Raw genomic sequence first — 23,728 nt, forward strand, 5'->3', positions numbered from 1 at the left:
TTAATTGCGTTGTCAGTTGAAAAAAAGCATTGGAATTGAAATCATACTGGTAATCAATATACTTTGATCGTCGGTCAGGCAAATGGATTAGGGATCCTTACCAGATCCTGGATTGTTTTTCCATTGTGTTCAAACCGGGCAAGCGTATAAACATCGCCATTCGCGCCCACTGCAATCGAGTTCACGTAAGTAGGTCTTTCGCCATCTTCGTAAAACACGGGACCGTGGTCAATGTAAGTCTGTGAAGGAATATGGTAAGTGATCAGATGCAGGTTTTCCAGGCCCTTGGCAGCCCCTTTTGCAATTTGCTCTTCGCCTTTCAGCCGTTTTCCATCGACATAAATGGGGCCGCCTGTCAGGTAGTAGATCGTTTCCTGGTCCGGACCGAGCTGAAAGCCGAGGTAACCGTAACTGAACTGATCAAACATCCCGCTCCTTTTGGAAGGTCCGGAAGTAATGCGTTCCACGATTTCGATCTGCTCTTTGCGCGGGTCAAACCGGAAGAGGTAACCCGAGTTTCCATGCACGCCGTAAGCTACTTTTTCAATCGGGTGCCAGAAGATCTTACGCCAGTTGTACGACATGCTGCCCGGACGTGTAGGATCGTATTTGCCAAAATAATCAAGGCGTAAATCCACATTCTGCAACTTCCGAACAGCGCCTACTTCCGGGTTGTATGTAAAAATATCACCTTCTGCCACTGAAAAATATACATCTGCCAGCTCGGCATCCACGAAAAGCGAGCGGCACAAGGAACGGAAATCGTCACCCGGTGTACCTGCCTCGCCATCTGCCGAAATCGGTCCGAGGTTTTTAAGCTTATTCTGATCTATATCATAATGAACAAAATTCCCGTGCGGCCACGTAATCCCGTATAAATGCCCGCGCTCCCGGTCCATTGTCATCGATACCATTCCTTCTCCATTCGGCACGATTGCCAGATCTTCGAATGCGCCGGTTTTGAGATCGTACGAAAGAAAGTGGCCGCCTGGATAAAGCTGATAACCCGCCGGCGGTGTTTCAGGCAAGCGATCCATTCCGTCGATCAGCTGGTAAAAACCGACGTGTGTCGAGAAATACAGTTTGCCATTTCTTTCATAAAACCGCACGTGGCTTTTTCCCTGCGGAATCACTTTCAGCTCTTTTTCTCCGCACACTTCAGTCAGATCGGCGATAAACTGTGTCTCGTCAGTTTCCGGATCAAACACAAACATTTGTCCGCCGATTTCGTACTGATCCGACGAAAGGACGTAGTAAATCCTGCCGTCGCTTGCAGCCGAAATCGCATTGTACGTATCGTGAGCGCGATCAAAACCCGAATAATAGTGCCGGGCTGTAAGTGATCCTTTATGATCAAGCGCTTCAAATCGGAGGTGGTGGTGGGTATGGGTCACTGTTTAGTCTAATTTTTGATCACACGGGATTCAGGTTTGGTCACACCTGCTTCTTTGGCGAGGTCAACCATTCCGTTTAAAATCTTGATTTCCACATCGGAAGCCCAGGTAGCAGGCAATCCGTATACAATTGCCGCCGCTTCCCCTTCGTAACCGCCCTCACGCAGGATGGTGGCGCTCGGTATGTAGGTCATCACATCATTGGAATAGCCCATGACGAAAGTGTCCTGGCCGAATATCTTCTTCAGATTAATGGCATAATCAACCACCAGCTCGCCGCCCAGTGTCATGATCGCCTGGTCGCCCAGCTTCCATACCTGCAGGGGAAAAGGGTAGGAGGTTGTAAAAGGCTCTTTCTTCTCCATTTTTTCAAGCATCCGGTTCGCCCATTTCTGCTGATAACCTGTCGTATTTTTGGCCAATGCAGTAAATTGTTCTTTCGTAGGCGCAGTGGTAAGCGACAGCTCCACTTCCGAATAAGCAGTTGAGAGTTTTGATTCGAGCGTTTTCATATCCTCGCTCAGCACGCGCTCCACCGCGGCTGCAAGCGTTTTTCCATATTGGATTGCGAGCGGCACGGTACGTCGCGGCAATGGGTTCTGGTCTGCGCCGGCGCCCTGGAAAAACAGCGCGGTAGTTCCGGGATATAGCTTTTCGAGCTCGATCTGCGCATAGCCAGGATAGTCTCCCGACCATTTATACAAATCCAGAACGGTAGGGTGGCAGGCGTAACCAAATGCAACTGCCAGCATTTTGCCTTTTGCATCAGTTACTTTCAGTACAGGTACAGCCGCGTCACCTGGCCCTGTGATCTCAGTCAGCCTTTCCAGCGTAGCTGCATTGTTATTTCTCCGGTTCACCTGAAAACGCGCCACGCCATTCTGTGACTGCAATGTAGCAGGCTGCAAAGCTTTCAATGCATTCCCCGCCAAAGTCACGATCTGGCTGACCAAGGCTGCGGTGTAAGCATCAATTTTATTCTGATCATCGGCCTGCAATGGATAAATGTCAGATAATGCATTTCCCAAAACCGGACCTGAATGCGTATGCGAGCTGTTGAGGATGATCTGCGCTTTGGAGAGTTTGTATTTTGCAAAAAGCTGCGCGCGTATCTCGTCTGACATTGCTTTCGGGAAACCCAGCAAGTCGGAAGTGATCAGTACTGCCTGCTTTCCGTCTGCATCTTCCAGCGCCAGCGCTTTTGCCCACAAATCGTGCAGCTTACCGTCCGAAGCGTGCGTGCGGACAGCAAAACCCGCCATCCAAAGCGGACCTTCGGGCGTGATCACAACTTTGGCCACACCTGCTTTCCATCCTTTGTTTTGGGCAAAAGCGAAGGTTTGCGCGAGTACCAGGAAAACCAGCAGCAATGCTCTCATTTCTTCGCAGCAGTTTTAATCTTATCGGCGTGGGCGTATACTTTTTCTATCGCCGACGAGATTGATTTCATATCCTCTTTTGTACCAAGCAGCATGTTTTGAGTAAACCAGACTGCCTCCTCGTTACAGATTTTGTCGTTCACCGGGCATTTGTTCCGCTCGTTGTATGCATTGATATCAAGCATTTCCTTCGGATACATTTTCCGGTAATTTTTCGAATCAAAGGTGTCTTTCAGGTAAGGCTGGGTGTTCAAAGTCGCGTAGCCGCTTGCGCAGGGTACCCCTTCCGAGCGGAGCGCGGTAAGGAACAAATCGCGCGACAGGTTTTTAAAACCTTCTTTTTGAAAACGGAATGGAAAAAGGTGGAATGCGCCGCGGTTTACATTGTGGTACAACTTATAAGGCACGATCCCGGGAATGTCTTTGATGAGCGATTTGAGGTATTCGGCATTTTCGTGGCGGAGCGTGGTTTGCGCGTCGAGCCTTTTCAATTGCGCGAGGCCGATCGCCGCCTGGTATTCGGTAAAGCGGAGTTTGGTGCCTTGCATAAGACTTCCCGCACTCACCGAGCCCACGGCAGTTCCGTACGCATTCCCGAAGTTGGTGTACGAAAAGCAGCGGTCCATAAACTGGTCATTATTGCTCACCACCGCACCGCCTTCACCGATCGGCAGGTTCTTCGAGTTCTGAAAGCTAAAACAGCCCGCATCCGCGATTGAACCTACTTTTTGATCCTTATATATAGCCAAATGTGCCTGGCAGGCATCTTCAATCACCATCAGCTTGTGCTTTTTGGCAATCGCCATAATCCGGTCCATATCAGCCGGCAAGCCGAGGATATGGACGGCGATGATCGCTTTGGTGCGCGGCGTTATTTTCGCTTCAATTTTCGCCGGGTCGATCTGAAAAGTTTCCGGGTCGATATCCACAAAAACGGGCATCGCACCATTTGACAAAACTGCTGAAACCGTCGCAATGAAAGTGTAGGGAGGCACAAGTACTTCGTCGCCTCCTTTGATATCCATTTGGTTCAAAGCAGTTACCAGCGCATTGGTCCCATTCACCACAGCCAGGCAGCGTTTCACGCCCAGCGCGGCTGCCCATTCTTTTTCAAATTGGGTAACCACCTGCGCCCGCGACCATACTCCGCTCCGCAGAACTTCAAGTACCTGCTTTTCGTCTGTTTCAGGGTTCCACTGCGGCCAGGTGGGCCACTTTTCGGCACTCCATGCTGCCGGTCCGCCGAGGATAGCCGGCTTTTGAGCTGCATTCGCCTTTATAGAAAATGCATCGGCAGCGCCTGTGGAAGCAAGCACAAGGCCGGCTCCGGCAAGGGAATTTTGTTTAATGAAGCTTCGCCTTGAAAGTTTGTTCAAAAACTGTTTCATGGGATTTCCGGGTTTAGGGTGACGGACTCGATGCTTACTTCTTGCGTGCTTTGGCCAGCACTGTTTCCAGCAATACACTTTTTCCGCCTTGCCTTTTACTCTCGTCGGCAGCTTCCATGAAGGCGAATATTTCAATCGTTTCTTCGGGTGTTACCGGCACTTCCCCGGTCTGAAAATACTTTATAATGTCTTTCAAAAGAGGTTCATAACCACCGTAGGGCCCGAGAACTTTGTTTCCATCCTGTGTGAATACGGTTGCGCCGTAATCGTGTTTTCCCGTGCGGGTACCGCGGAATGTTCCCGTGCGGCCATCGCCCCAGATACCTACTACAATGTCCGTATTAGGTGTATTGACGCGGGTTACGCTCTTGCAGCCGGTGCCCATTACGGTGTATAGCGTCTCCACGCCGTGGATACCATACCAGTAGAAATCAGGGTGCGTTTTTTCGAGAACGGCCGGACTATACGTATCCGCCCCAAGTACTTTCGACTTGTCGATCGCTTCAATGCCTTTGATATACCGCAGGGATGAGGCAGAGAATATAGGTACTTTGTATTTTTTCGAGGCTTCAAAAATAGCGAGCGTGTCAGAAAGGGAAGCTGCTACCGGCTTGTCGATGAACATTCTTTTTCCCGACTTGAAAACTTCCAGCGCCTGCTGTAAATGCAGCCTTCCGTCGTTGGTTTCCAGAAGGATCACGTCAGTTTTGCTTAACAAATCCTGAATGGAATCGACGATCTCAACTCCCAGCTTTTTCACCTCTTCAATGTAACCGGGAATGCGTTTCGCGCTGGACTCGATTTCTTTGCTGCCGTAAGGATAGGCAGCCGCCACTTTGTAGCCTTCAAAAACCGGGTCGGGGGTAGCTGCATTGAGCGCCTTGGCAAACGCAATGCTGTGTGAGGTATCCAAACCGATGATACCTACCCGTTTGCGTTCCGCCGGCTTTGCTGAAAGTGGCATGTGGCCCAGCATGCCCAGACCTGCGCCTGCTGCTGCCGATTGTAAAATGAATGTTCTTCTGCTAAGCGAATGCATAGAGATTTTAGGAAAAGAGTTTAGGAATAGGATTAATGATGTAGTGTGATCGGGTACGTACCCGTAAATATACTAACATATTTGAATTTGCAAAATGATCAGTTTTGATAAAATGCGTGGTTCTCTTTAGTAATGATGTCAATAGGCATAAAATGCACCTTTTCTACGGGTGCGCCAAGTACCAGTTTTTGATAAAGCGCCATTAATCCGCGGTAACCCTGCTCTTCGGGTTTGTGGCAGATCAGGAAATCGATCAGTCCTTCGTTCAGGTAATTGATATTTTCTTTCAAAAAGTCGTATCCGATCAGCGAAATATCGGTACGCTTGCTCTTCTTTAAAAAGGAGGCAACTGCAAAAACCCTGGAATTGGTAACGAAAATGGCTTCCAGATCTTCGTGTTCATGCAGGATGCGGGTCAATGCATTGGTAACTGACAAGTTATCCGTATCCGGGATATCGATCCGCACAATTTCGCAAGGCTGATCGTGGTCCGTAAAATAGGAGCGGAACCCTTTTTCGATCTGCAGGTAATTGTAGTCGATTTCCTTAGAAATGTTCACCACCAGCACTTTGTGGTTTTCCTTCAAACGGTAGGTCAGCAATTTGGCGCCTACGTAGCCGCTCTGGTACAAATGCGGACCAATGTAGCAAAGGTTATCCTGGCCCGGCAGATCGGAGTCGATGAATGCGAACGGGATCTTTTTGTCGTGACAAGCCTGAACGAACTCCTTCGATTCTTCGATAAACGAAGGCGAGAGTAACACCCCTTGTATATCTTCCTTCAAAAGCTTGCCTGCCTGCTCTTCGAAAGAATTCTTGTCATTCAGGTCAAAAAAGAAATGCAGTATCTCAATCCCGTACTTTTTGATTTCCGCCTCGGCCCGCCTGATACCGCGCAAAGGCGCTTCCCAGAAATCGGTTTCGTCTGAAACGCGGGGTATGATTACAGCCAGTGTGATGATTTTGCGGGAAGCAAGCCGGCTCGCCAGAATATTGGGTTGATAGTCAAGTTCCTTGATGATCTCATTGATCTTCCGCTTGGTCTTTTCAGAAACGCCTGTCCGGTTGTGAATGACCCTGTCGACGGTCGCAATAGACACATTGGCCCGCCGTGCAATCTCCTTCACTCCGTAATAAGTAGTATCTTTTTTCATCGGGTATTAACAGGCATTTTTGCCCAATATAAAGCGCGTTTTTTCAAAAACAACAAAGAAGTAGCCCTGGTATGAAGAAAGGCTGCACCTGAGCGGGTTATACTTTCGGCGCAGCCTTCAATGTTTGCTACTCAATCGTTTCAAGCGGGGCCACATTCCTTTCTGCGCCTTCGTAACCTACATTCTGATTGATCACGGCGAGGGTGTTGGCTGTAATAACAATGGACGGAATGGGCCAGAGTACGTGGAATGGCGCAATGGAAGCCACATTTCCGATGTACGATACCTTTTTCTCGTAAAAGTTATTGCGCGAGTAAACCCGGTCATAGAAATAGTTCTTCGCACTGAAATTGGCCAGATCGTAGCCGCCTTTGTTCAGTTTTGCCATGATATAGGAAACGCGCACCAGCTCCGAGTGGCGCGGCTCTTCTGCAAAAAGCTCGCGGGCACGTTCGTCGAAAATAAAGTCGAGGGTAACCTGGCCAGCTGCAACTGGCAGTGCATTGGCGCGCGCGCGGACCATATTCAAATCAGCAGCGGCAGCGGCAAGATTATTTTTCCAAAAATGGGCTTCGGCGCGTAGCAGGTAAGTTTCCGCCAATCTGAAAATGTACCAGTCGCCATTTCCGCCGAAAGGTGCTGCTTTTGGATCGTCCTGGGGTACATAAGTAATGTAATGCGGCATTGCGTAAAGCGAATAGAATGTGTCCGCCAATACCGCCATATTTTGTGGTCTGATCGGTTTTCCGAAATCGACAGAGGCCGGATTGTTGTAAAGCAGCTCGTCGAGGTCTACCCAGTTGATATTGGCGCGCCGCAGATCAGTGGTATTCTTCCAGTTTGCATTGCCGAATTTCCACAGATCATATTGGTAAAATGGCGTCAGCCGCACATTTCCATTACCGCGGCCCAATGAATCGTACATAGGTCCAGAGGCGAGTGTACCCGCTTTTCCCTGACTATCCCGCACCACCGCATTCCACCACGCGCTGTTATAATGCCGCATGGTCAAAAGACCCGCAGATTTTGCCCCCGGAGGCGCTTCAAACCGGTCGACGATTGCCAGAATCGTTTCGGTGTTTTGGGCGCTGTTGAAGTTTTTAGGCCGGTGCAAATCCCAGATCACATTCCGCTTCGCATCACCGGCAGCTACGCCGAACCTGTTCTTCATCAAAGCATAAGGTCCGTTGATCACGCGGGTAGTCGCTTCGATCGCTTTGTCAAACTGCATGTTCGACAGGTAAATCTTGGCTAATAAATGATCGCCAGCGCCTTTGGTAATTGCGCCGGGGGCTGCTGTTGCGGGTAAATGCTGCACTGCAAACTCCATATCCGACTGGATCTTGTTCAGGATCGCCCAGCGGCTGTGCGTTTTGAAATCCAGCTTCGCGCCGATCAGCTCTTCACCGATAAACGGAACATCTCCGTACGTATTTACAAGCCGGTAGTACCAGTAAGCCCGGTGCCAGTAAGCTTCGGAGAGCAGCATATTGCGGTCGGCTTCATTGGTCCACTTGATTTTGTCAATCCTGGAAATCAGCACGTTCGCATTCTTGATCGACGCATAAGCCGAGTTGAACATCGCCAGGAACTTGTAGTACCGGTCGGTATTGGGGGTGAGTTTGTAAAAATCCAGCTGCACACTCGCTGCACCCAGGTCGGAAGCTGCAAACTCGTTGATCAGGAAGTTGATCGCGCCGGTGTTTTCATTTTTCAGATCCTTGCGCATCGTGATCAGCAGCGACTCAAAACCTGCTTTGTCGGTGTACACATTTTCAGGGGTAAAAAATGAAAGCGGCTGTGGTTCAAGCCATTTTTCGGTACAGGAAATAGTTACTACAAACAGCAGCAACAACGTAAATAATATGTTTAAGATCCTTTTCATGATTTCAGATATTGGGATTGCAATGCATTAAAGAGAAACCGAAACGCCGAATGTGTAAGTCCGCGGCATTGGTGAATAACCTGATTCAGGGTCCCAGCCGGGCCATTTGTCAAATGTGTACAGGTTGCGGACAGAAGCAAACAAGCGCGCATTGTTCAGCCGGATCTTCTCTGAAATACTTGAAGGAAGGTTATAGCCAAGTGATAAATCCTGAATCCTCACAAATGAGCGTGGTTTGTAAATCATCACGCCGCCGCCAAATGCATTCTCATTTACATTCAGTCGCGCATAATCATTGATCGGATTGTCGGGTGTCCAATAGGGGATAGCCCAGGTATTCCGGCGATCATACGTTTCCGAGCCGCGGTGCAATGCTTCGGCAAAAGAACCAATGTGGCCCAGATCAGCCCGTACGAATATGGAAGCAGTAAAGTATTTCAGGAAGTTGACATCGTTACGAAGTCCCAAACGGAATCTTGGACGTTCCCAGCCGATGAATTTCTTGTCGGACAAAGCCTCGTACATCCCATTGTTATTTACATCTTCCGCTTTGAAATCGCCAGGCTCCATTCTGTAAACCGCGGCTGCATCTTTCTCGGCTGTCTGCCAAACGCCTGTGATGTTGTAGTTCCAAACGCGGTCGATTGCCTGCCCCGGAAACCATTCGTTCGAATAATCCGGCAGCTCACGGGTTACCTGTTTTCCGTCAATTTCAACCGTCTCATAATCGCCAAACAGTTCTTTGATCTTGTTCCGGTTTAATGAAAAAACAAAGCTCGACCCCCAGTTAAGTTTAGGTTTGCTCACGTTGACTGTATTAATAGTCATTTCAAAACCTCGGTTACCCAGCTTTCCTAAGTTGGAAGTAACACTTTGAAAACCAGTTAGCTGAGGAAGGAGGCGGTTCATCAGCAGATCAGTCGTAGTCATATCATAATATTCCGCACTTACATCGACCCTGTTTTTGAACAAACTGATATCCGTACCGATGTTAATGGACTGCGTACGCTCCCACACCAGATCGTGGTTCGCTAACGTACGGTTATATACGCCAACTTGCACATTGGTACCATCGTAATACAGGTTCTGGTTCATTTGCGCCAATGCTGAGTATGCTCCGATCTCGCGGTTTCCATTCACACCCCACGAAACGCGTAGCTTCATCTGGCTCACCCAATCGAGTTGGAAAAATTCTTCTTCCGAAATCCGCCACGCCAATGCGGCGGCAGGGAATACTGCGCGGGGATTTTTAATACCAAACGCCGAGTAACCATCGCGGCGGACCGAGCCTGTGAAAAGGTACTTGTCGTTAAATGTGTAATTCAGCCTCGCCATAATAGCGTCGCCAGTGATGATCGTATCGGAGTTCATTAACGCCGGGTTGGTACCGTATTGCAGTCCGTTAAAGCCCAGGTTTTGATTCGGTACAAAAATCTCATTGCTGATCTGCGTATGCCATTTCCGGTTTTTCTCGGTACTGTAAAGCATTGTTACGTCAAAGCTGTGTTTGCCAAACTGTTTGTTCCAATGCAGAAGGTTATCAAGGATAAACTCGTAATTGGAAGATTCAAGACGGGTTCCGTAGCCGTTTGAATGGTCGTTTCCGCCCACTATGGTTTGTGAAGACCAGAAGTTATAGTCTTTCAGGAACTGAAAACGCGGCTGGTAAGAGATCTTGTAATCAATACCAAAAGGCAGTTTCACTTTGGCAAACATGCTGGCAAACAAACTGTTAATCTTCCTGTATTTATCCTGCCCATAATAGTTGATCAATGGATTGATCCCGCCCGGGTAATCGTGCGGGTACCAGTTGATATCACCAGCTGCATTGAACTCCGAACCGTACGGACTGGAATTGAACATTCCCGAGAGATTGGCTGGTACCGCACTTTCGTCCCGGTCAGAAAACTGTGAGTTAACACCTACATTCAGCCAGTCGGTGATCGTGAAATCCACGTTCAAACGCGTTCTCAGGGCGGAAAACTTGTCGCCGATTATCACGCCTTCATTGTTGGTGTAACCCAGCGAATAGTAGTAATTGAATTTGTCGGAACCGCCTGCTACGCTCAGATCGTAGTTTTGGCGCAAACCTGGCTGCATTACTTTGTTGTACCAGTCGGTTGTTCTGCCTGCTTTATAATTTTCGAGCTCGGTAGGAAAAAGCCGCAGCCTGCCCAGCCACTCGTCGGTATTGTCGGGCTGCGGGTTGTTGCTGGCTTTTCTCCATTGTTCGGTGGAAACACCTGCCGGCAGTTGTTGCGGGTTAAAGTAGTAGAAATCAGGATTTCCTGAGTTGGTTACGCGCAGGATATCCCTTCTGAAATCCAGATAACCGTTTGTGTCAAATGGCTTGAAATCGTTGGCCACTTCGGTAATTCCCAGTTCACTGGAAAAATTGATGGTCGTTTTTCCTTTGCTGCCTTTTTTGGTCGTGATCATCAAAACCCCCGCAGCCGCCCGTGCACCGAAAACGGCTGTTGAGCTCGCATCTTTGAGGACATCAATGGTCTCAATGTCAGATGGATTAATGTCCCGGATACTTCCATTGAAAATCACTCCGTCGAGCACGATCATTGGTTCAGTGGATGCATTCAGCGATTTTGGCCCGCGTATTTCCAGCGAGCCGCCGCCAGCTGCGGTGGTAGATTGATTTGCATAAAAACCTGCGACGGTACCTGTTAGCATATCCGTCAGCTGCGTCATAGACTGATTTTGGTAGGCTTCCTTATTAACCCGCATCACAGCTCCCGTCAGGTCGCTTTTCTTCATAGTACCGTACCCTACGACCACCAGCTCTTCCAGATTGGTCAGCGAAGGTTGCAGGATCACGTCAATAGTCGACTGGCTTCCGATGGTAACCTCCTGTTTTTCGTAACCTATAAATGAAAAAACGAGTACTGCTTCCCGGGCAGCTGCAATCTCGAAATTGCCTTCTGCATCAGTCGTAACGCCTTTTTCTGTGCCTTTAATTACCACATTCACTCCCGGCAGGCCGATCTGCGCCTGCTTATCGGTGACTTTTCCTTTCACCGGCACTTCGGTTTGCGCGTGGCAAAAGGCGGGTAACATACACACCGTAAACGCCCAGCAAGCAAAAACCTTCAAATAGTAGAGCTTTACTTCTTTCATGTAGGAAATGGGTTTAGAGTTTAGAAATAGTTTCGGGTACGTACACGCATCGACTTAATTGAATTCATCCTGGAAACCGCCTGAAATGAGAAATGCAGCGGCTCTTGTCAGAACTTAATGTAAGCTTTTCAGGGAAATATATCGGGTACGTACCCGAAAGATAGAAAGTGTAAATCATAAATCCAAAGTGTGTCATTATATTTTGTTAAAAATCATTTTGGTAGAATAATGTTGTTCAATACACTGCGCAGACGTCAAAAATTAAGTAAACAAAAGTCCACTAACTCAGTAGAGAACAGGATAATTTGATAAATTCCGGGATTACTCACCGCCATATCACTTTCGCTTTGACTTCTTTTCACAGGAATATGATGAAATTCAGTATTTTATCAGCACTCATCTTCTCCATTATATGGACACCAGCTACACTGAAAGCCCAGTCTCCGAAACCAGCCCGGCCGAATATTGTTTTTATACTGGCCGACGATCTGGGATATGGCGATGTAGGTTTTAACGGGCAAAAGCTGATCAAAACACCCAACATTGACAAGCTCGCCAGGGAGGGAATGATTTTCAGCCAGTTTTATGCAGGTACTTCTGTGTGCGCACCGTCGCGTTCTTCCCTGCTCACGGGTCAGCATACCGGTCATACTTACATTCGCGGCAATAAAAGTGTAGCACCCGAAGGCCAGTACCCGATCGCCGATTCGGTAACAACCATTGCCGAGGTGTTGAAAAAGGCGGGTTACATCACAGCTGCATTCGGGAAGTGGGGACTGGGGCCGGTAGGGTCGGAGGGGGAGCCGGGTAAGCAGGGATTTGATAAATTTTACGGCTATAACTGTCAGAGTCTCGCGCACCGCTACTATCCAGACCATTTGTGGGATAACAGCGAGAAAATCGTACTGGAGGCGAATAAGAACCTGATGTATGACAAGGACTATGCGCCGGATCTGATCCAGCGGCAGGCTTTGCAGTTTATGGACAAACAGCAGACAGGAAAGCCATTTTTCCTTTTCCTGCCTTACATACTTCCCCACGCCGAGCTGCTCGTGCCCGATGACAGTCTTTTTCAACAGTACAAAGGAAAGTTTGAGGAGAAATTTTACAGAGGCGCGGACTATGGTTCAAATGCAACTCCGGGCGGATATGCGTCTCAGGAGTATCCGCGAGCCACTTTTGCCGCAATGGTAGCCCGGCTGGATATGTACGTGGGGCAGGTGATGAGCAAGTTGAAAGAGAAAGGATTGGACAAGAATACGCTCGTAATTTTCACCAGTGATAACGGTCCGCACGTGGAAGGCGGCGCGGATCCTAAGTTCTTTGGCAGCAGCGGCGGGTTCAGGGGTGTGAAGCGCGATTTGTACGAAGGCGGAATTCGCGAACCTTTTGCGGCACGCTGGCCGGGTACCATCAAACCCGGCTCCAGAAGCGACTACATAGGTGCATTCTGGGACATATTACCCACGTTCGCAGCGCTGGCCAACACGCCCGCGCCTGCCCATATTGACGGGATCTCATTTACGGATGCATTAAAAGGCAAGCCCACCCAGAAAAAGCATGATTATCTGTATTGGGAATTCCACGAACAAGGCGGGCGGCAGGCTGTGCGGCAGGGCAACTGGAAGGCAGTCCGCCTGAAAGCAGCCGGAAACCCCGATGCATTGGTTGAACTTTACGACCTCTCCAAAGATCCTGCTGAAACAACCAACCTCACACCACAATTCCCCGAAAAAGCCAAGGAGCTCGGCCAGCTCATGAACCGCGCACACGTGACGTCGGTGGTATTTCCATTCGGGAGTCTGGCGACGAATTCGGAAAAATAGTTACCGTTTGTGCATTGTAAAAGGTTATTATAATTTCTTTTTGTAAAATCGAGGGTTAATTAATTTGCATTCGACAAACACTATGAAGGAAATGACACACACCAATTGGGCATCGGTAATTACTGCGGCATTGTCGGGAATTGGAGGAGGAGCAATGCTGGGAGGTTCCTTGTTTGGTTTTCCAGGCGCGGTGACTGGCGGACTGATCGGGGCATTTGTTTGCGGGCTTGCTGAGGTAAATACGGAAAAACGTCTGCGCAGGGAGCAAAACATGTGATTTGATGGAAGTTAACTGCCACATTTAGTATAAATTCAATGATCGATTTCCGTTTTAACTATCCCCTTACCAGTTCGCATCATGAACTTATGAAGGGCGTGCTGGCTGGTATTTCGGAGGAAATAAGCCTGCGGATGGTGCCGGTAGGAGGGGTGAGGGAAGACCGTGAAATTGGTGCCCGCTGGCTATCGCGTCCCGACCATATTATTGACGCTGAGAACATTCTGATTGCAGGTGGCGGGCACAATGCATTGACCTCTATTTTACTGGGCTTAAAATTTTCAGGAGAAGTTGTGGTGACTGACTCCATTACGTATAACGGATTTAGTGCGCTGGCCAGAATGCTCAATGTGCGGCTAATTCCTTGTGCCTTCGACAGTGAAGGTATGTTGCCAGATGCATTGGAAAACATCTGTATTCAGGTTGGTGCGAAGGCGGTTTACCTGATGCCGACTGTTCATAATCCTTTGTGCATTACCATGCCGGAGAATAGGCGAAGGGAAATTGTGGAAGTGGCAAGAAAGTATGATTTGATGCTGATTGACGATGATGCCTACGGGTTCCTTGAGGTGCAATCGCCCCCTAATTTTGAGCAACTGGCACCTGAAAGAAGTTTTTACATTTACAGTTTCGCCAAACCACTGGCAGCCGGGCTCAAATGCTCCTACATTATCTCACCGCCTAAATGGCAAAGCAATATTGTAGAGGGCATACGTTTATCCGGCAGCGGCGCGCCTGCATTGACGACAACATTGGTTGGACGGTTGATTAATACTGGCGTTGCCAATCGAATTATCCAGGAAAAACGTGTTGAAGGCGCTTTCAGGCAAAAGATCGTAAGCGAAATACTGACCGGATTGCCATACATTTCTCAGGAAAACAGCTTCCATCTTTGGGTCCCGCTTTCTCCCGAAACGGATATCGCCGTATTCGAGGGTGAGTTGAAAAACGCCGGCGTTGAGGTGGTGACGAGCCTGGCCTATCAGGTTGAAAACGATCCAAAAAACAATGGATTTCGGATTGCGCTGGGCAATGTCGAAAGTCATTCTGAGATACGCACCGGGTTAAAGATTATATCCGATATCTGAGAAGGTATTAGCAGTTAGATCAACCCCAACCCCGCCGCCAGCTTAATCAGCGAAGCGGTATTTGACACCTCAAACTTCATTAATAAATTTTGCCGGTGGGTGTTTACGGTGGTGACACTTACGAAGAGTTGCCCGGCGATTTGGGGGTTGGTGAGTCCCTCGGCTATCAGCAGCAATACTTCCTTTTCTCTTCTGGTTAAAAATGGCACTGTTTTCGAGGGAGCGGGTGAGGATGCCTGGTCGAAATTGACATTCATGAAATAGCCGCCGGCTTGCACTTGCCTGATCGCTTCCAGTATTTCGTCTTTACCCGAACTCTTGATCAGATAACCCGATGCGCCATTCTGGATCATGCGCGATACATACGACCTTTCATTGAATGTGCTCAATGCGAGTGTCTTCACTGTCGGGAACTGCTCTTTGATTTTCTTGCAAAGCTCTATTCCGCTGATATCGGGCAGACTGATATCCAGAAATGCTATATCAACCTCATTGGTTTTCAAAAATGCAATCGCTTCAATTGCATTCGAGGCGGTACCTGCCACCAGAATGCCTTCGCAATCCGCCAACAGCGATTTCAAACCTTCCAGTACCAGCGGGTGGTCGTCGACGATCAGTATCTTAACACTCATAAATAGCTGTTTAGTAACCTTTCAGACCTCAATTTCAACCAAAATAGAAGTACCCTCGTCAGGCGCAGACTGGATGTCCAGTTTTCCATTCAGATAATCCACCCGCGCTTGTACATTCCGCATTCCGGCACCCTTATTCTGGTCGAGCTTGCTGATATCAAACCCTTTTCCATTGTCTTCTACCGTCAGACTAACCCGGTTATCAACCTTGGTGAGCTGTACCTGAACTTCGGTTGCTTCTGCATATTTAAGCACATTGTTGAGGAGCTCCTGCACGATCCTGTACAAAACGATTTCGACAGAAGAGTCGAGCCGTTTGTCAAAACCAAAATGCTGCATGCTCACCAGCAGCTGGCCCGACGCGCTGATCCCGTCGCAAAAGTCGCTCAATGCATCAATAAGCCCGAAATGCACCAGTGTTTCGGGCATCATACTATGGGCAACGCGGCGCATTTCGCTGATCGCCCCGTCCAGTTGGTTCAGAGCCCGGGTGAACGTCAGAGCGCTCTCTTCGGGCAGGATTACATTTCCTTTCACGGAGTTGAGTGTTAATTTAATACCTGATAATAGGCCGCCGAGCCCGTCGTGTAAATCCCGCGCCACGCGTGTGCGTTCTTCCTCCTGGCCTTTCAGGATAGAATTGGTGGCTACCAGCTGCTTTTCCTGTTGTAACTGCAGCACCTCCTGCTCGGCAATGCGTTTTCTAATTGTAATGTTACGGTACACCAATACTGAAATGCTCACCAGCACAACGAGCCCCGCCGCCAGTCCGTAAATCAGCGTGTTGCGCGTCTGTTTTTCTTTTTCCAATGTAAGTATCTGCTTTTCCTTTTGTGCTGTGAGGTACTTCGCGTCAAGTTCCTGCAATTGCTTCTGAATGTCTGTTCCCTGAATGGAATCGTTGAGGACCACGTATTTCATCAGGTAATCGTAAGCGGCTTTGTGTTTGTTCTGCCGGCTCAGGTCTGTCGCATAATCTTCATAAAGCTCGATCAGGTGGTCGGTCATTTCATTTGCTTCGGCAATTTTCAATGCTTCTTCGGTGTACCTGGCTGATAATGCGGTATCCTCATAATCTTCCGCCACAAACATCAGCGCGCGCAGGCATTCCATTTCAAGGAATACATTGCCCGTTTCCCTTGCCAGTGTCAGTCCTTTTTCACCATATTCCCGCGCTTTTTTAAGATTTTTAAAACCTCTGTTAGCCCGGCACAAACCTGCATAAGCCTGTATCACAAAAATATCAGAGCCTTTCTTCTGCGCAATAACCAGTCCCTCATTGAAATGGATCGTGGCCTCTTTGAATTTTTTTAGGTTGAGATAGCATGTGCCCAGCGTGGTCAGTATATCTGCCAGTTGCAGGCTGTCCTTCATCGGCCTGGCGAGTTCCAGTGCCTTCTTTTTGTAGCCCAGTGATTTTTCAAAAAGGTTGGCATGTTCAAATGCAGCCCCGATGTTGACGTAAAGTCTCGGCAGATAGTCTTTCCGGCCCAGCTTGTCAAACTGGTCTGCCGACTGCTGGTAATATTTGATCGCTTCTGTAAAATTCCCCATGTAGGTGTGGCTAGCTGCTACATTGGCCAGCGCTTTTCCCACATTCAGCGGGCTTTTCATTTCCCTCGCAATGGTCAGGCTCTCTTTATTCAGCTTCAATGCCTGGTCAAACTTCCCCTGCAGGTTTAGAATGTAGGTATAATAAGTCCTGAACTTGAACTTGCCGGCGGGATAACCCAGCTTGTCACTCAATGTCCCGGCTTTTAAATAGTACTTCGCGGCACTATCCAGATTATGGTTTTCGAGGTATTGACCGTAATCAATGTAGGCGAGCACCATGCTGGTATCCTGCTTGCCAGCCTGCAAGCGTCGCCGGATGGATTGAACATCCGGATCCTGCGCAAAAACACGGAAGCATATCAGCAATAACAACAGCGCCTGAACAAAAAACTTCATATTGCCGGAGGATGGATCGACAGGATTTTACAGGGAGCAAAATTCTGAAATAAAACGATTTAGAAATATCCTCTAAAAGCATGATTTTTCAAAAATCGTGTTTTTAAAGGATTGATCCGGGGGAATTGAAGGGGGTATCTTTGTATTACCAAACGACGGAACAAACGCATTCAGCGCGCCGTCGCATTAGCCATGAAAAGATCTTTGTGCGAAGGAGCAATCTTCCGGTACAAAGACAAAATGAACCGCCCGGCTCAGTCCGCTTTGCAGCTTTATAAACCTGCACTGGACTGGGCCGGGCTCTTTTCGGTCAGTTCCACCGGCTTGTACTTCTGGAACGGAACCGTGGGAATGTAGCCTTTGGTACCATCTTCCAAAACTACCCGGTAACCTTTCGACATTTCCCCGATAATCTGCACGACAGTGCTGGCAGGTAGCGCAGTAATTTGGGTTGATTTTTCAAATTGGGGAGAAAAAAAGAGGGTCGCTTTCTTTTTCAATGTAACAGTGTCTCCAAACCATTTCGACGTTTCGGGCAGTCCCGGCAGCTTTTCTTTGCGGTCATTAATAAATGGAAGCGGGTTCACAGCGCCTTGTCCGCGCATGTAAATCCCAAAATGCAGATGCGGCGCAGTCGTGATCGCATTGCCTGTGTTGCCTACCAGCCCGAGTGTATCGCCCAGAGTAACACGCTGCCCGCTGGATACCAGCTGACTATCCAAATGCGCGTAATAAAGTGAATAGGGACTTGACAAAGATGAAAGAAATACTACTTTGCCGCCGAGGTTATTGGTTCCTGTTTGCGTCACAAAACCATCCTGCGCTGCCACCACGGGTGTACCGCGTCTTGCCCGGATATCTATGCCCTCGTGCGACCTGATGCCACCATCGCGGTCGGCGCCCCAGAAACTGATCAGATCGGACATATTATGGCCCGCAACCGGAAAGCTCAGCGACGGCAGTGTAGTAAGTGAGAGTGTAACCGCCAGCTTTTCATTGAGGCCGGTTTGCAGGCGAAGCAGAAGGGTATCCTGCTCGTAGTTGGTATAGGTGAGTGATTGTCCGTCTTTGTTCAGGTAGTCAAGCCGTTGCGTTTTTCCGTTTCCTTTGATTTTATATAATTCCAGAAACAGGTGCGCAACAGTGTCTGCATTCTCGCGGATCGGGGTGATTACCAATCTCCTGCCTTCCGGTATTTTTAGTCTGATTGCCTGGGCGGGCACAGAGTCGCCTAGGAAAAAACGTTCCTGATAGGGAGCAGTGGAGAATACGGAATCTTTCAAAACCGCCTCTCCGACACGAAACCAGGTTTGTCCAGCCGGTGTTTTTTCCAGCTTTGCTTTCAGCAGATCCCGTTCGTAAAACTCTTTGGGTGTCACCGGAAACCAATGCGAAACGGGCACAGGCTTGCAGGAAGCGAGCAGCGCTAAAAGCAATGCGATCAGTGACAGTTGTTGCAAATGTTTCATAACTGAGGACTTCGTTTTAACCGGCTACTAACAAATCCATGCCTGTTACCTCTGATATTTTGTGTAAGAGGGGTATTTAGGACAAAAAATTCTATATTACGTGCAACTTTCAACCTATTAGCCGCTAAAAACATGATACAGTTAGGCCTCTTGATTACACACAAACATCGTTTATTGAGTGTTGCTGCTATCCTGGATGTTTTTGAATCAGTTAACAACTTTTGCGAAAGCGAAGGAGTGCCTCCGTTTTTCAACATCACGCTCTTTTCACCCGAAAATCAATCCGGGCAATTCTACGGAGCCTACAACATGGAACCGATCGCAGGTGCGCCCAAACAGGACCTGATCCTGGTGCCTGCATTTGGTGCTGGCGATCTGAAATCGTCTCTTGCGATTAACCAAATGTGCATTCCCTGGCTCCACGAGCAGTATAAGCAGGGTACTGAGCTGGCCAGTTTCTGTACAGGCGCATTTCTGCTTGCAGCGGCGGGTTTGCTGAACGGGCGGCAGGCAACTACCCACATTGATTCAGCGCAGGCACTCGCATCCAATTTCCCGGATGTGATTTTGAAAAGTGACGCAGTAGTCACGGAAGATAAAGGGATCTATACCAGCGGCGGCGCAACGAGCAGCTTCCATTTGATGCTATACCTGATCCAGCGTTTCTGTGGCAAGGAAATCACATTGCGCACAGCCAAAATGTTTGCGATTGATATGGACCGGGAACAGCAAACCTACTTCGGCACATTTACCCCGCCCCAAAACCACGGCGACGGGCTCGTAAACATGGCGCAGCAGAAAATAGAGAAAGAGTACCAGGAAGGAAGTACGATAGAAACCCTGATCCAGGATATTCCTGCGAGCCGCCGCAATGTAGTACGCAGGTTCAAGCAGGCAATTGGTGTAACGCCCATTGAATATCTGCAGCGCACCAGGATAGAAGCTGCCAAGAAATTACTCGCGCAAACCGACCAGAGCGTACTGGAAGTAATGCTCAATTCAGGTTACAACGATCTCAAATCGTTTCGTCAGCTCTTTAAGAAAAGTACCGGGGTTACCCCCAAAGAGTACAGGGATAAATTTAACATTGCCCGACTGGAAAGCGGGGCCCGGCTCGACCGCAGGATGAGCGGCGTGGCTTAAAAAAGAAGCGGAGCCTGTTTAATGCTCCGCTTCTTTTTAGTTTAACTTGGCCAGCTTCCTGAATGCCCGGTCCTGATCCTGACTGATCTCGACTACATACATACTTGCCGGCAAATTGGTAATGTTGATTTTATGGGTGAATTTGTTACCCGTTTTCTGCACTTTGGCTTTGTGGTGTAAACGGCCCGTGCCCGCTTCAAATATCTTGATTTCAACCTCCGTATTTCTTTCATTCGCCAGATCAATGCTCACAAAGTCGGAAGACGGGTTGGGGTAAATGCTTACATCGGTGTGCAAAAGCTGTTCTTCAACGGGAGGCGCGGGCGCTTCTACCATTGCCTTTCTTGCACTGGATTGCTCTGCGATAACAAAAATGGGCGTTTCACCTGCGGTAACCGTCACTTTTCCATCCACAATGGGAAGTTCCTGCACGCTCATGCTGTTGCTTCCCGCTTGCGGCGTGTAAATTCTTGCGATACCTGCTTCGTTCAGGTTTACGGTGTACTGCTCTGTGCGGCCAATCTCGTCTGGTACGGTCAGGATGAAAAGTGATTTTCCATCGAGTTCATAGCGGTCGACAATCGGATCGGAGTTCAACGTTTCCTTGTACCGGTAGTTGCCAAAACGCTGGTTAACCTGGTAAATGTAATCTGCGGCTGGCCGGCGCGTCTGGTCCCAGTTCAGCAGGCCCGATGTTCCAAACATCCCGGAACCGTTGTTATCATCATACATCTGATAAAAGAATATTTTCTCAATACCCGAACGTGCTGCAACCAGTGAAGTTCTCAAAATCCAGTCAGCCTGAGTTACCAGCTCCGATTTGCTGCCAACAGGAATTGCTTTCAACGGACTTCCCTGGTTCACATCATATCCCGTTTCAGTAATCCAAACCGGCATATCCTGCGAAACTTCGTGCGTAGTTTTAACATAATCGTCAATGATTTGCTTCGCATTTGGGTTTTCAGGGGCAGTACCGCGGGTAGATGTTCCGCTTTGGTTTAATGTCGCATTGTCAATGTACAAGTGGAAGTTGACGATATCCCAGCAAAGATTCACAGAACCGTCTGCGCGGTAACCGCGGAATTCGCGGCACCAGTCTACCATTCCTTTGATGTAATCCGGACCGGTTACTAGTCCGGCGATCACTACTTTCATATTCGGGTCGGCATTTTTGATACCTACACCTGCGCCCATTGTGTTTTTGTGTCCGTCGTAGAAAGCAGACAAGTTAGCTGCATATTCCCGCGCGGTCTGATAAGCTTTGCGGCCTTTCCACCATTTATCGCGCTCGTTATCGCATTCAATATACTTCACCAGGTTCAGTCCGATCTTCACTGAATTAGGAACATCTCCGTTCCATCTTGGTGTGTTATGTGTGCTTAAAAGGTTGGGATCAACGTTGGTGTTGCTTCCGTATCTGGCTGCATACTGAAAACCAACTTTCGCCTGCTCAATGTATGAAAGCGGATCTGCGAAATCTTTTCCATAACGTACCGGCGTATTCTCATTATCGCGCTCACCGGCAGGATAAGTGTCCAGCATCCAGCCCGGAAGTGTTTTCAGGCAAGCCAGTACTTCCATGTTTTCAGCTTTGCAACGCTCATAAATCGCATCATAATTCCAGCCACCCGAGAGGGTAGGGTTGTAAGTAAAAACCCCTTCCTGCGGTTCCAGCTTTTCCCAGTCGATATAGTGACGGAAGCCGGGGAAACCTTTTGCCAGGTTCATCAGCGGCTCATTGATCACCTGCGGGTTATTACCCACTTCAAAATTCCATTCGTATCCGTTTACGCCAAAGGTATCCCCCAGCCGCACCGATTTGTGCGGAACGGGAGTAGGGCCTTGTGACGGTGCTGTATAAGTGCCGTAAAATTCTATTTCGGTAGGCAGTACACCCTGTATTTTCAAAACCAGGTACCTGATGTTTCCCACAGTCGCATTCAGCTTGAACCTGTTCTCTTCCGAAACCTGTGCGTCGGGGTAGGGACCTACCCAGCTGTTATATTCGTAGCCTTTGAAAGAAGCGATCTCAATGCGCTCCCAGTTGTTATTAATGATTGAAAGCGTCATTGGGTTGTTAGCCGCACTGCCTTCGAGGTCGAAGAACTTGATGCTTTCCAAAGTCATTTGCTCGCCTTCGAGCAGCGGGTAATATGCCTCGTATTCGTTGATTACCTTGCCCCAGCCGGTGTTCACCGATGCTTGTGTGTTACCATCAAAAAGTGGTTCGAGTGAGCTGGTTGCGTTGGTAAGCTGGTACCAGCGCTTTCCGTCTATGGTAACCTTATTCGTCGGTGCCGAAGGTTGTACGGGATAAATTACCTGTGTTTGGGAAACCTGATCTGCCGCAGCAAAAGAAGTACTCGCCGCCTGAGAAGCTGTAATTACAGCGCTGCCCTCTCCCTGAATAATTGCCTGCCAGGCAGAGCCAGTGTTGGATACGGTAATTACCGCCGTGTTTGAAGAGGTAAATGTAACAGGTGCTTCGTTGTTGGTACTGGTTGCATTCAGTGTAAAAGGCGCATTTGCAACTGTTTTGGCAGGAAGCGCAGCGAAGGTAATAATGCCCTTTGGCTGTGGAATTGTAGCCTCTTCTACTTCAAACCAGTTGAAATTAAAGCCGCCCCGGTTCACCTGAAGGCGCAAAACCTGCTGTCCTGCTGGTAACGTTACCGTGTCCGCGAAAACGGCATAAGTTTGCCAGCCGCCTGTCCAGGGTATATCCACGCTGCCGAGGGTATTACCAGCGGCATTTTTGATTTCAAGCTGGCTGTTACCGGTCGCTCCTGCTACCCGGAAGCGAAATGCGTGCGGACCGGCATGCTGGACATTCACGTGGTAATCCATCCAGTCACCATTGTCTGTTCCGCTTACATTCAGCCCACCTCCGTTTGCGTCGCCTGTATTCTCGGTTTGCAAGCCATTAACCCCGTCAAAATCCTCTGCCTCTATTTTTCCGGGAATGTTTTTGGTCAAAAGCGGGGTGGTACCTGCAACTTCAAACCAGTTAAAATTGAATGCGCCTCTCGTCGCCTGAATGCGCAGCAGGTGACTGCCTGCCGACAATGTAGCAGTCGTGCTCACGGTAACATAGTTCTGCCACCCGCCTGTGCGAGGAATGCTCACCTGGCCAAGTGAAGGACCATTTCCATTCCTGATATCGATCAACCCGTCTCCCCACGCATTGGATACCCGGAAGAAAAACGTGTAAGTGCCGCTGCTTGCCACATTTACATTATAATCCATCCAATCGTTATCATCAATATTGGCAACATTCAGGCCGCTGCCGGTGTCCGGTGTATTTTCTGTGGTCACATTAGCGGCTGCGTCAAATTGCTCGGCTTCTACTTTGCCGGGAATATTGATTGTGCCTGCGGCTGCTTCAAACCAGTTGATAGCAAACACGCCATGTTCGGCAAACAAGCGGATTGTCTGGTTACCTGCTGGCAGGGAAGCAAACATGGTCACTGTTGCCCAACCCTGCATTCCGCCGGTTCTTGGAAGTGTTTTTTGTGAGAGTACGGTTCCGTCTGCTGATTTGATCTGCAGCGAAGCATTGTCACTGAAACCGTTGGCAATGCGGACTTTAAAAGTGAAGAACCCCGCAGTAGCTGCATTGACATTGTATTCAACCCAGTTGTTGTCGTTCATCCAACCTACATCCATGCCGCCGCCGGCATCTTCTGTGGGCTCTGTTCCTACCCCGGAAATCGCATCGTAGCTTTCGGCTTCTATTTTGCCCGTAAGTGGACGAAACGTTTGCGAAAATGCATTAAAGCCAACTATCAATAAGAAGGAGAGTAAAAGACTTTTCATAGAGGAGAGGTTTAAATTCGATCCAAGATAGTATTTGTTCGTATTATTTTATTTAAGGATCAAATTTATTCATTAAATTTTTTGTAGCAAAGTAGCTACAAAATCTACATATTGTTCAATGCAGTTGTAAATGTGCCTGAACGGCCGGTAGTTTGGTTT

The 23,728-nt window shown here is 48.7% G+C and carries 15 protein-coding genes; 4 read left to right on the top strand and 11 right to left on the bottom strand.

The features are described from left to right. Positions 1-74: 74 nt before the first annotated feature. The 7 genes from AC1XTG_RS06775 to AC1XTG_RS06805 all read right to left on the bottom strand — a co-directional run bounded on the left by AC1XTG_RS06775 (position 75) and on the right by AC1XTG_RS06805 (position 11,368). Positions 75-1,394 carry a hypothetical protein gene (locus tag AC1XTG_RS06775; protein WP_056280372.1) on the bottom strand — a complete coding sequence of 440 codons (1,320 nt, stop codon included), beginning with the start codon at positions 1,392-1,394 and terminating at the stop codon, positions 75-77. Positions 1,395-1,402: 8 nt separating this feature from the next. Then, a complete protein-coding gene (locus tag AC1XTG_RS06780) occupies positions 1,403-2,773 on the bottom strand; it encodes a neutral/alkaline non-lysosomal ceramidase N-terminal domain-containing protein (RefSeq protein WP_484841426.1) in 1,371 nt (456 codons plus the stop codon). Then, positions 2,770-4,161 carry a DegT/DnrJ/EryC1/StrS family aminotransferase gene (locus AC1XTG_RS06785; protein WP_484841427.1) on the bottom strand — a complete coding sequence of 464 codons (1,392 nt, stop codon included), beginning with the start codon at positions 4,159-4,161 and terminating at the stop codon, positions 2,770-2,772. Before AC1XTG_RS06785 ends, AC1XTG_RS06780 begins: the two co-directional genes overlap by 4 nt. A gap of 34 nt (positions 4,162-4,195) precedes the next feature. Continuing rightward, positions 4,196-5,200, bottom strand: coding sequence for a Gfo/Idh/MocA family protein (locus AC1XTG_RS06790; RefSeq protein WP_484841428.1), 1,005 nt, complete (start codon positions 5,198-5,200; stop codon positions 4,196-4,198). Between the two features lie 98 nt (positions 5,201-5,298). After that, complete coding sequence (locus AC1XTG_RS06795) at positions 5,299-6,354, bottom strand: LacI family DNA-binding transcriptional regulator (RefSeq protein ID WP_484841429.1); 1,056 nt, start codon at positions 6,352-6,354, stop codon at positions 5,299-5,301. Positions 6,355-6,481: 127 nt separating this feature from the next. Continuing rightward, positions 6,482-8,239 carry a RagB/SusD family nutrient uptake outer membrane protein gene (locus tag AC1XTG_RS06800; protein ID WP_484841430.1) on the bottom strand — a complete coding sequence of 586 codons (1,758 nt, stop codon included), beginning with the start codon at positions 8,237-8,239 and terminating at the stop codon, positions 6,482-6,484. Positions 8,240-8,266: 27 nt separating this feature from the next. Beyond that, complete coding sequence (locus AC1XTG_RS06805) at positions 8,267-11,368, bottom strand: SusC/RagA family TonB-linked outer membrane protein (RefSeq protein ID WP_484841431.1); 3,102 nt, start codon at positions 11,366-11,368, stop codon at positions 8,267-8,269. 371 nt (positions 11,369-11,739) lie between these two features. Between AC1XTG_RS06805 and AC1XTG_RS06810 the strand changes: the two genes are divergently transcribed. The 3 genes from AC1XTG_RS06810 to AC1XTG_RS06820 all read left to right on the top strand — a co-directional run bounded on the left by AC1XTG_RS06810 (position 11,740) and on the right by AC1XTG_RS06820 (position 14,559). Then, the gene (locus tag AC1XTG_RS06810) at positions 11,740-13,194 is read left to right on the top strand and encodes an arylsulfatase (protein WP_484841521.1); all 1,455 of its coding nucleotides are present in this window, start codon (positions 11,740-11,742) and stop codon (positions 13,192-13,194) included. A 91-nt stretch (positions 13,195-13,285) separates the two neighbouring features. Then, a complete protein-coding gene (locus tag AC1XTG_RS06815; protein ID WP_157474551.1) occupies positions 13,286-13,471 on the top strand; it encodes a hypothetical protein in 186 nt (61 codons plus the stop codon). A gap of 38 nt (positions 13,472-13,509) precedes the next feature. Next, on the top strand, positions 13,510-14,559 hold the full coding sequence (locus AC1XTG_RS06820) for an aminotransferase-like domain-containing protein (protein ID WP_484841432.1): 1,050 nt from the start codon (positions 13,510-13,512) through the stop codon (positions 14,557-14,559). Between the two features lie 14 nt (positions 14,560-14,573). On the opposite strand, the gene AC1XTG_RS06825 is transcribed toward AC1XTG_RS06820, so the two are convergent. The 3 genes from AC1XTG_RS06825 to AC1XTG_RS06835 all read right to left on the bottom strand — a co-directional run bounded on the left by AC1XTG_RS06825 (position 14,574) and on the right by AC1XTG_RS06835 (position 18,610). Further along, entirely contained in the window at positions 14,574-15,191 is a 618-nt protein-coding gene (locus tag AC1XTG_RS06825) for a response regulator (protein WP_484841433.1), read from the bottom strand. A 21-nt stretch (positions 15,192-15,212) separates the two neighbouring features. After that, positions 15,213-17,141: a tetratricopeptide repeat-containing sensor histidine kinase gene (locus AC1XTG_RS06830; RefSeq protein ID WP_484841434.1), complete on the bottom strand. Its 1,929-nt coding sequence runs from the start codon at positions 17,139-17,141 to the stop codon at positions 15,213-15,215. Between the two features lie 272 nt (positions 17,142-17,413). Then, positions 17,414-18,610 (bottom strand): peptidoglycan DD-metalloendopeptidase family protein, encoded by a 1,197-nt coding sequence (locus AC1XTG_RS06835; RefSeq protein WP_484841435.1) that lies wholly within the window; start codon positions 18,608-18,610, stop codon positions 17,414-17,416. 174 nt (positions 18,611-18,784) lie between these two features. On the opposite strand from AC1XTG_RS06835, the gene AC1XTG_RS06840 reads away from it, so the two are divergent. After that, positions 18,785-19,753 carry a GlxA family transcriptional regulator gene (locus tag AC1XTG_RS06840; protein WP_484841436.1) on the top strand — a complete coding sequence of 323 codons (969 nt, stop codon included), beginning with the start codon at positions 18,785-18,787 and terminating at the stop codon, positions 19,751-19,753. A 36-nt stretch (positions 19,754-19,789) separates the two neighbouring features. Here AC1XTG_RS06840 and AC1XTG_RS06845 read toward each other — a convergent pair whose 3' ends face one another. Continuing rightward, positions 19,790-23,569 (bottom strand): carbohydrate-binding protein, encoded by a 3,780-nt coding sequence (locus AC1XTG_RS06845; protein ID WP_484841437.1) that lies wholly within the window; start codon positions 23,567-23,569, stop codon positions 19,790-19,792. Positions 23,570-23,728 lie beyond the last annotated feature (159 nt).

Source organism: Dyadobacter sp. HNCC25DJ183 (assembly GCF_056895175.1).

Bases quoted from the DNA above. Each gene is read 5' to 3' on its own strand.
- AC1XTG_RS06780 (WP_484841426.1), bottom strand. From the start codon at position 2,773: ATGAGAGCATTGCTGCTGGTTTTCCTGGTACTCGCGCAAACCTTCGCT.
- AC1XTG_RS06785 (WP_484841427.1), bottom strand. From the start codon at position 4,161: ATGAAACAGTTTTTGAACAAACTTTCAAGGCGAAGCTTCATTAAACAA.
- AC1XTG_RS06790 (WP_484841428.1), bottom strand. From the start codon at position 5,200: ATGCATTCGCTTAGCAGAAGAACATTCATTTTACAATCGGCAGCAGCA.
- AC1XTG_RS06795 (WP_484841429.1), bottom strand. From the start codon at position 6,354: ATGAAAAAAGATACTACTTATTACGGAGTGAAGGAGATTGCACGGCGG.
- AC1XTG_RS06800 (WP_484841430.1), bottom strand. From the start codon at position 8,239: ATGAAAAGGATCTTAAACATATTATTTACGTTGTTGCTGCTGTTTGTA.
- AC1XTG_RS06805 (WP_484841431.1), bottom strand. From the start codon at position 11,368: ATGAAAGAAGTAAAGCTCTACTATTTGAAGGTTTTTGCTTGCTGGGCG.
- AC1XTG_RS06810 (WP_484841521.1), top strand. From the start codon at position 11,740: ATGAAATTCAGTATTTTATCAGCACTCATCTTCTCCATTATATGGACA.
- AC1XTG_RS06815 (WP_157474551.1), top strand. From the start codon at position 13,286: ATGACACACACCAATTGGGCATCGGTAATTACTGCGGCATTGTCGGGA.
- AC1XTG_RS06820 (WP_484841432.1), top strand. From the start codon at position 13,510: ATGATCGATTTCCGTTTTAACTATCCCCTTACCAGTTCGCATCATGAA.
- AC1XTG_RS06825 (WP_484841433.1), bottom strand. From the start codon at position 15,191: ATGAGTGTTAAGATACTGATCGTCGACGACCACCCGCTGGTACTGGAA.
- AC1XTG_RS06830 (WP_484841434.1), bottom strand. From the start codon at position 17,141: ATGAAGTTTTTTGTTCAGGCGCTGTTGTTATTGCTGATATGCTTCCGT.
- AC1XTG_RS06835 (WP_484841435.1), bottom strand. From the start codon at position 18,610: ATGAAACATTTGCAACAACTGTCACTGATCGCATTGCTTTTAGCGCTG.
- AC1XTG_RS06845 (WP_484841437.1), bottom strand. From the start codon at position 23,569: ATGAAAAGTCTTTTACTCTCCTTCTTATTGATAGTTGGCTTTAATGCA.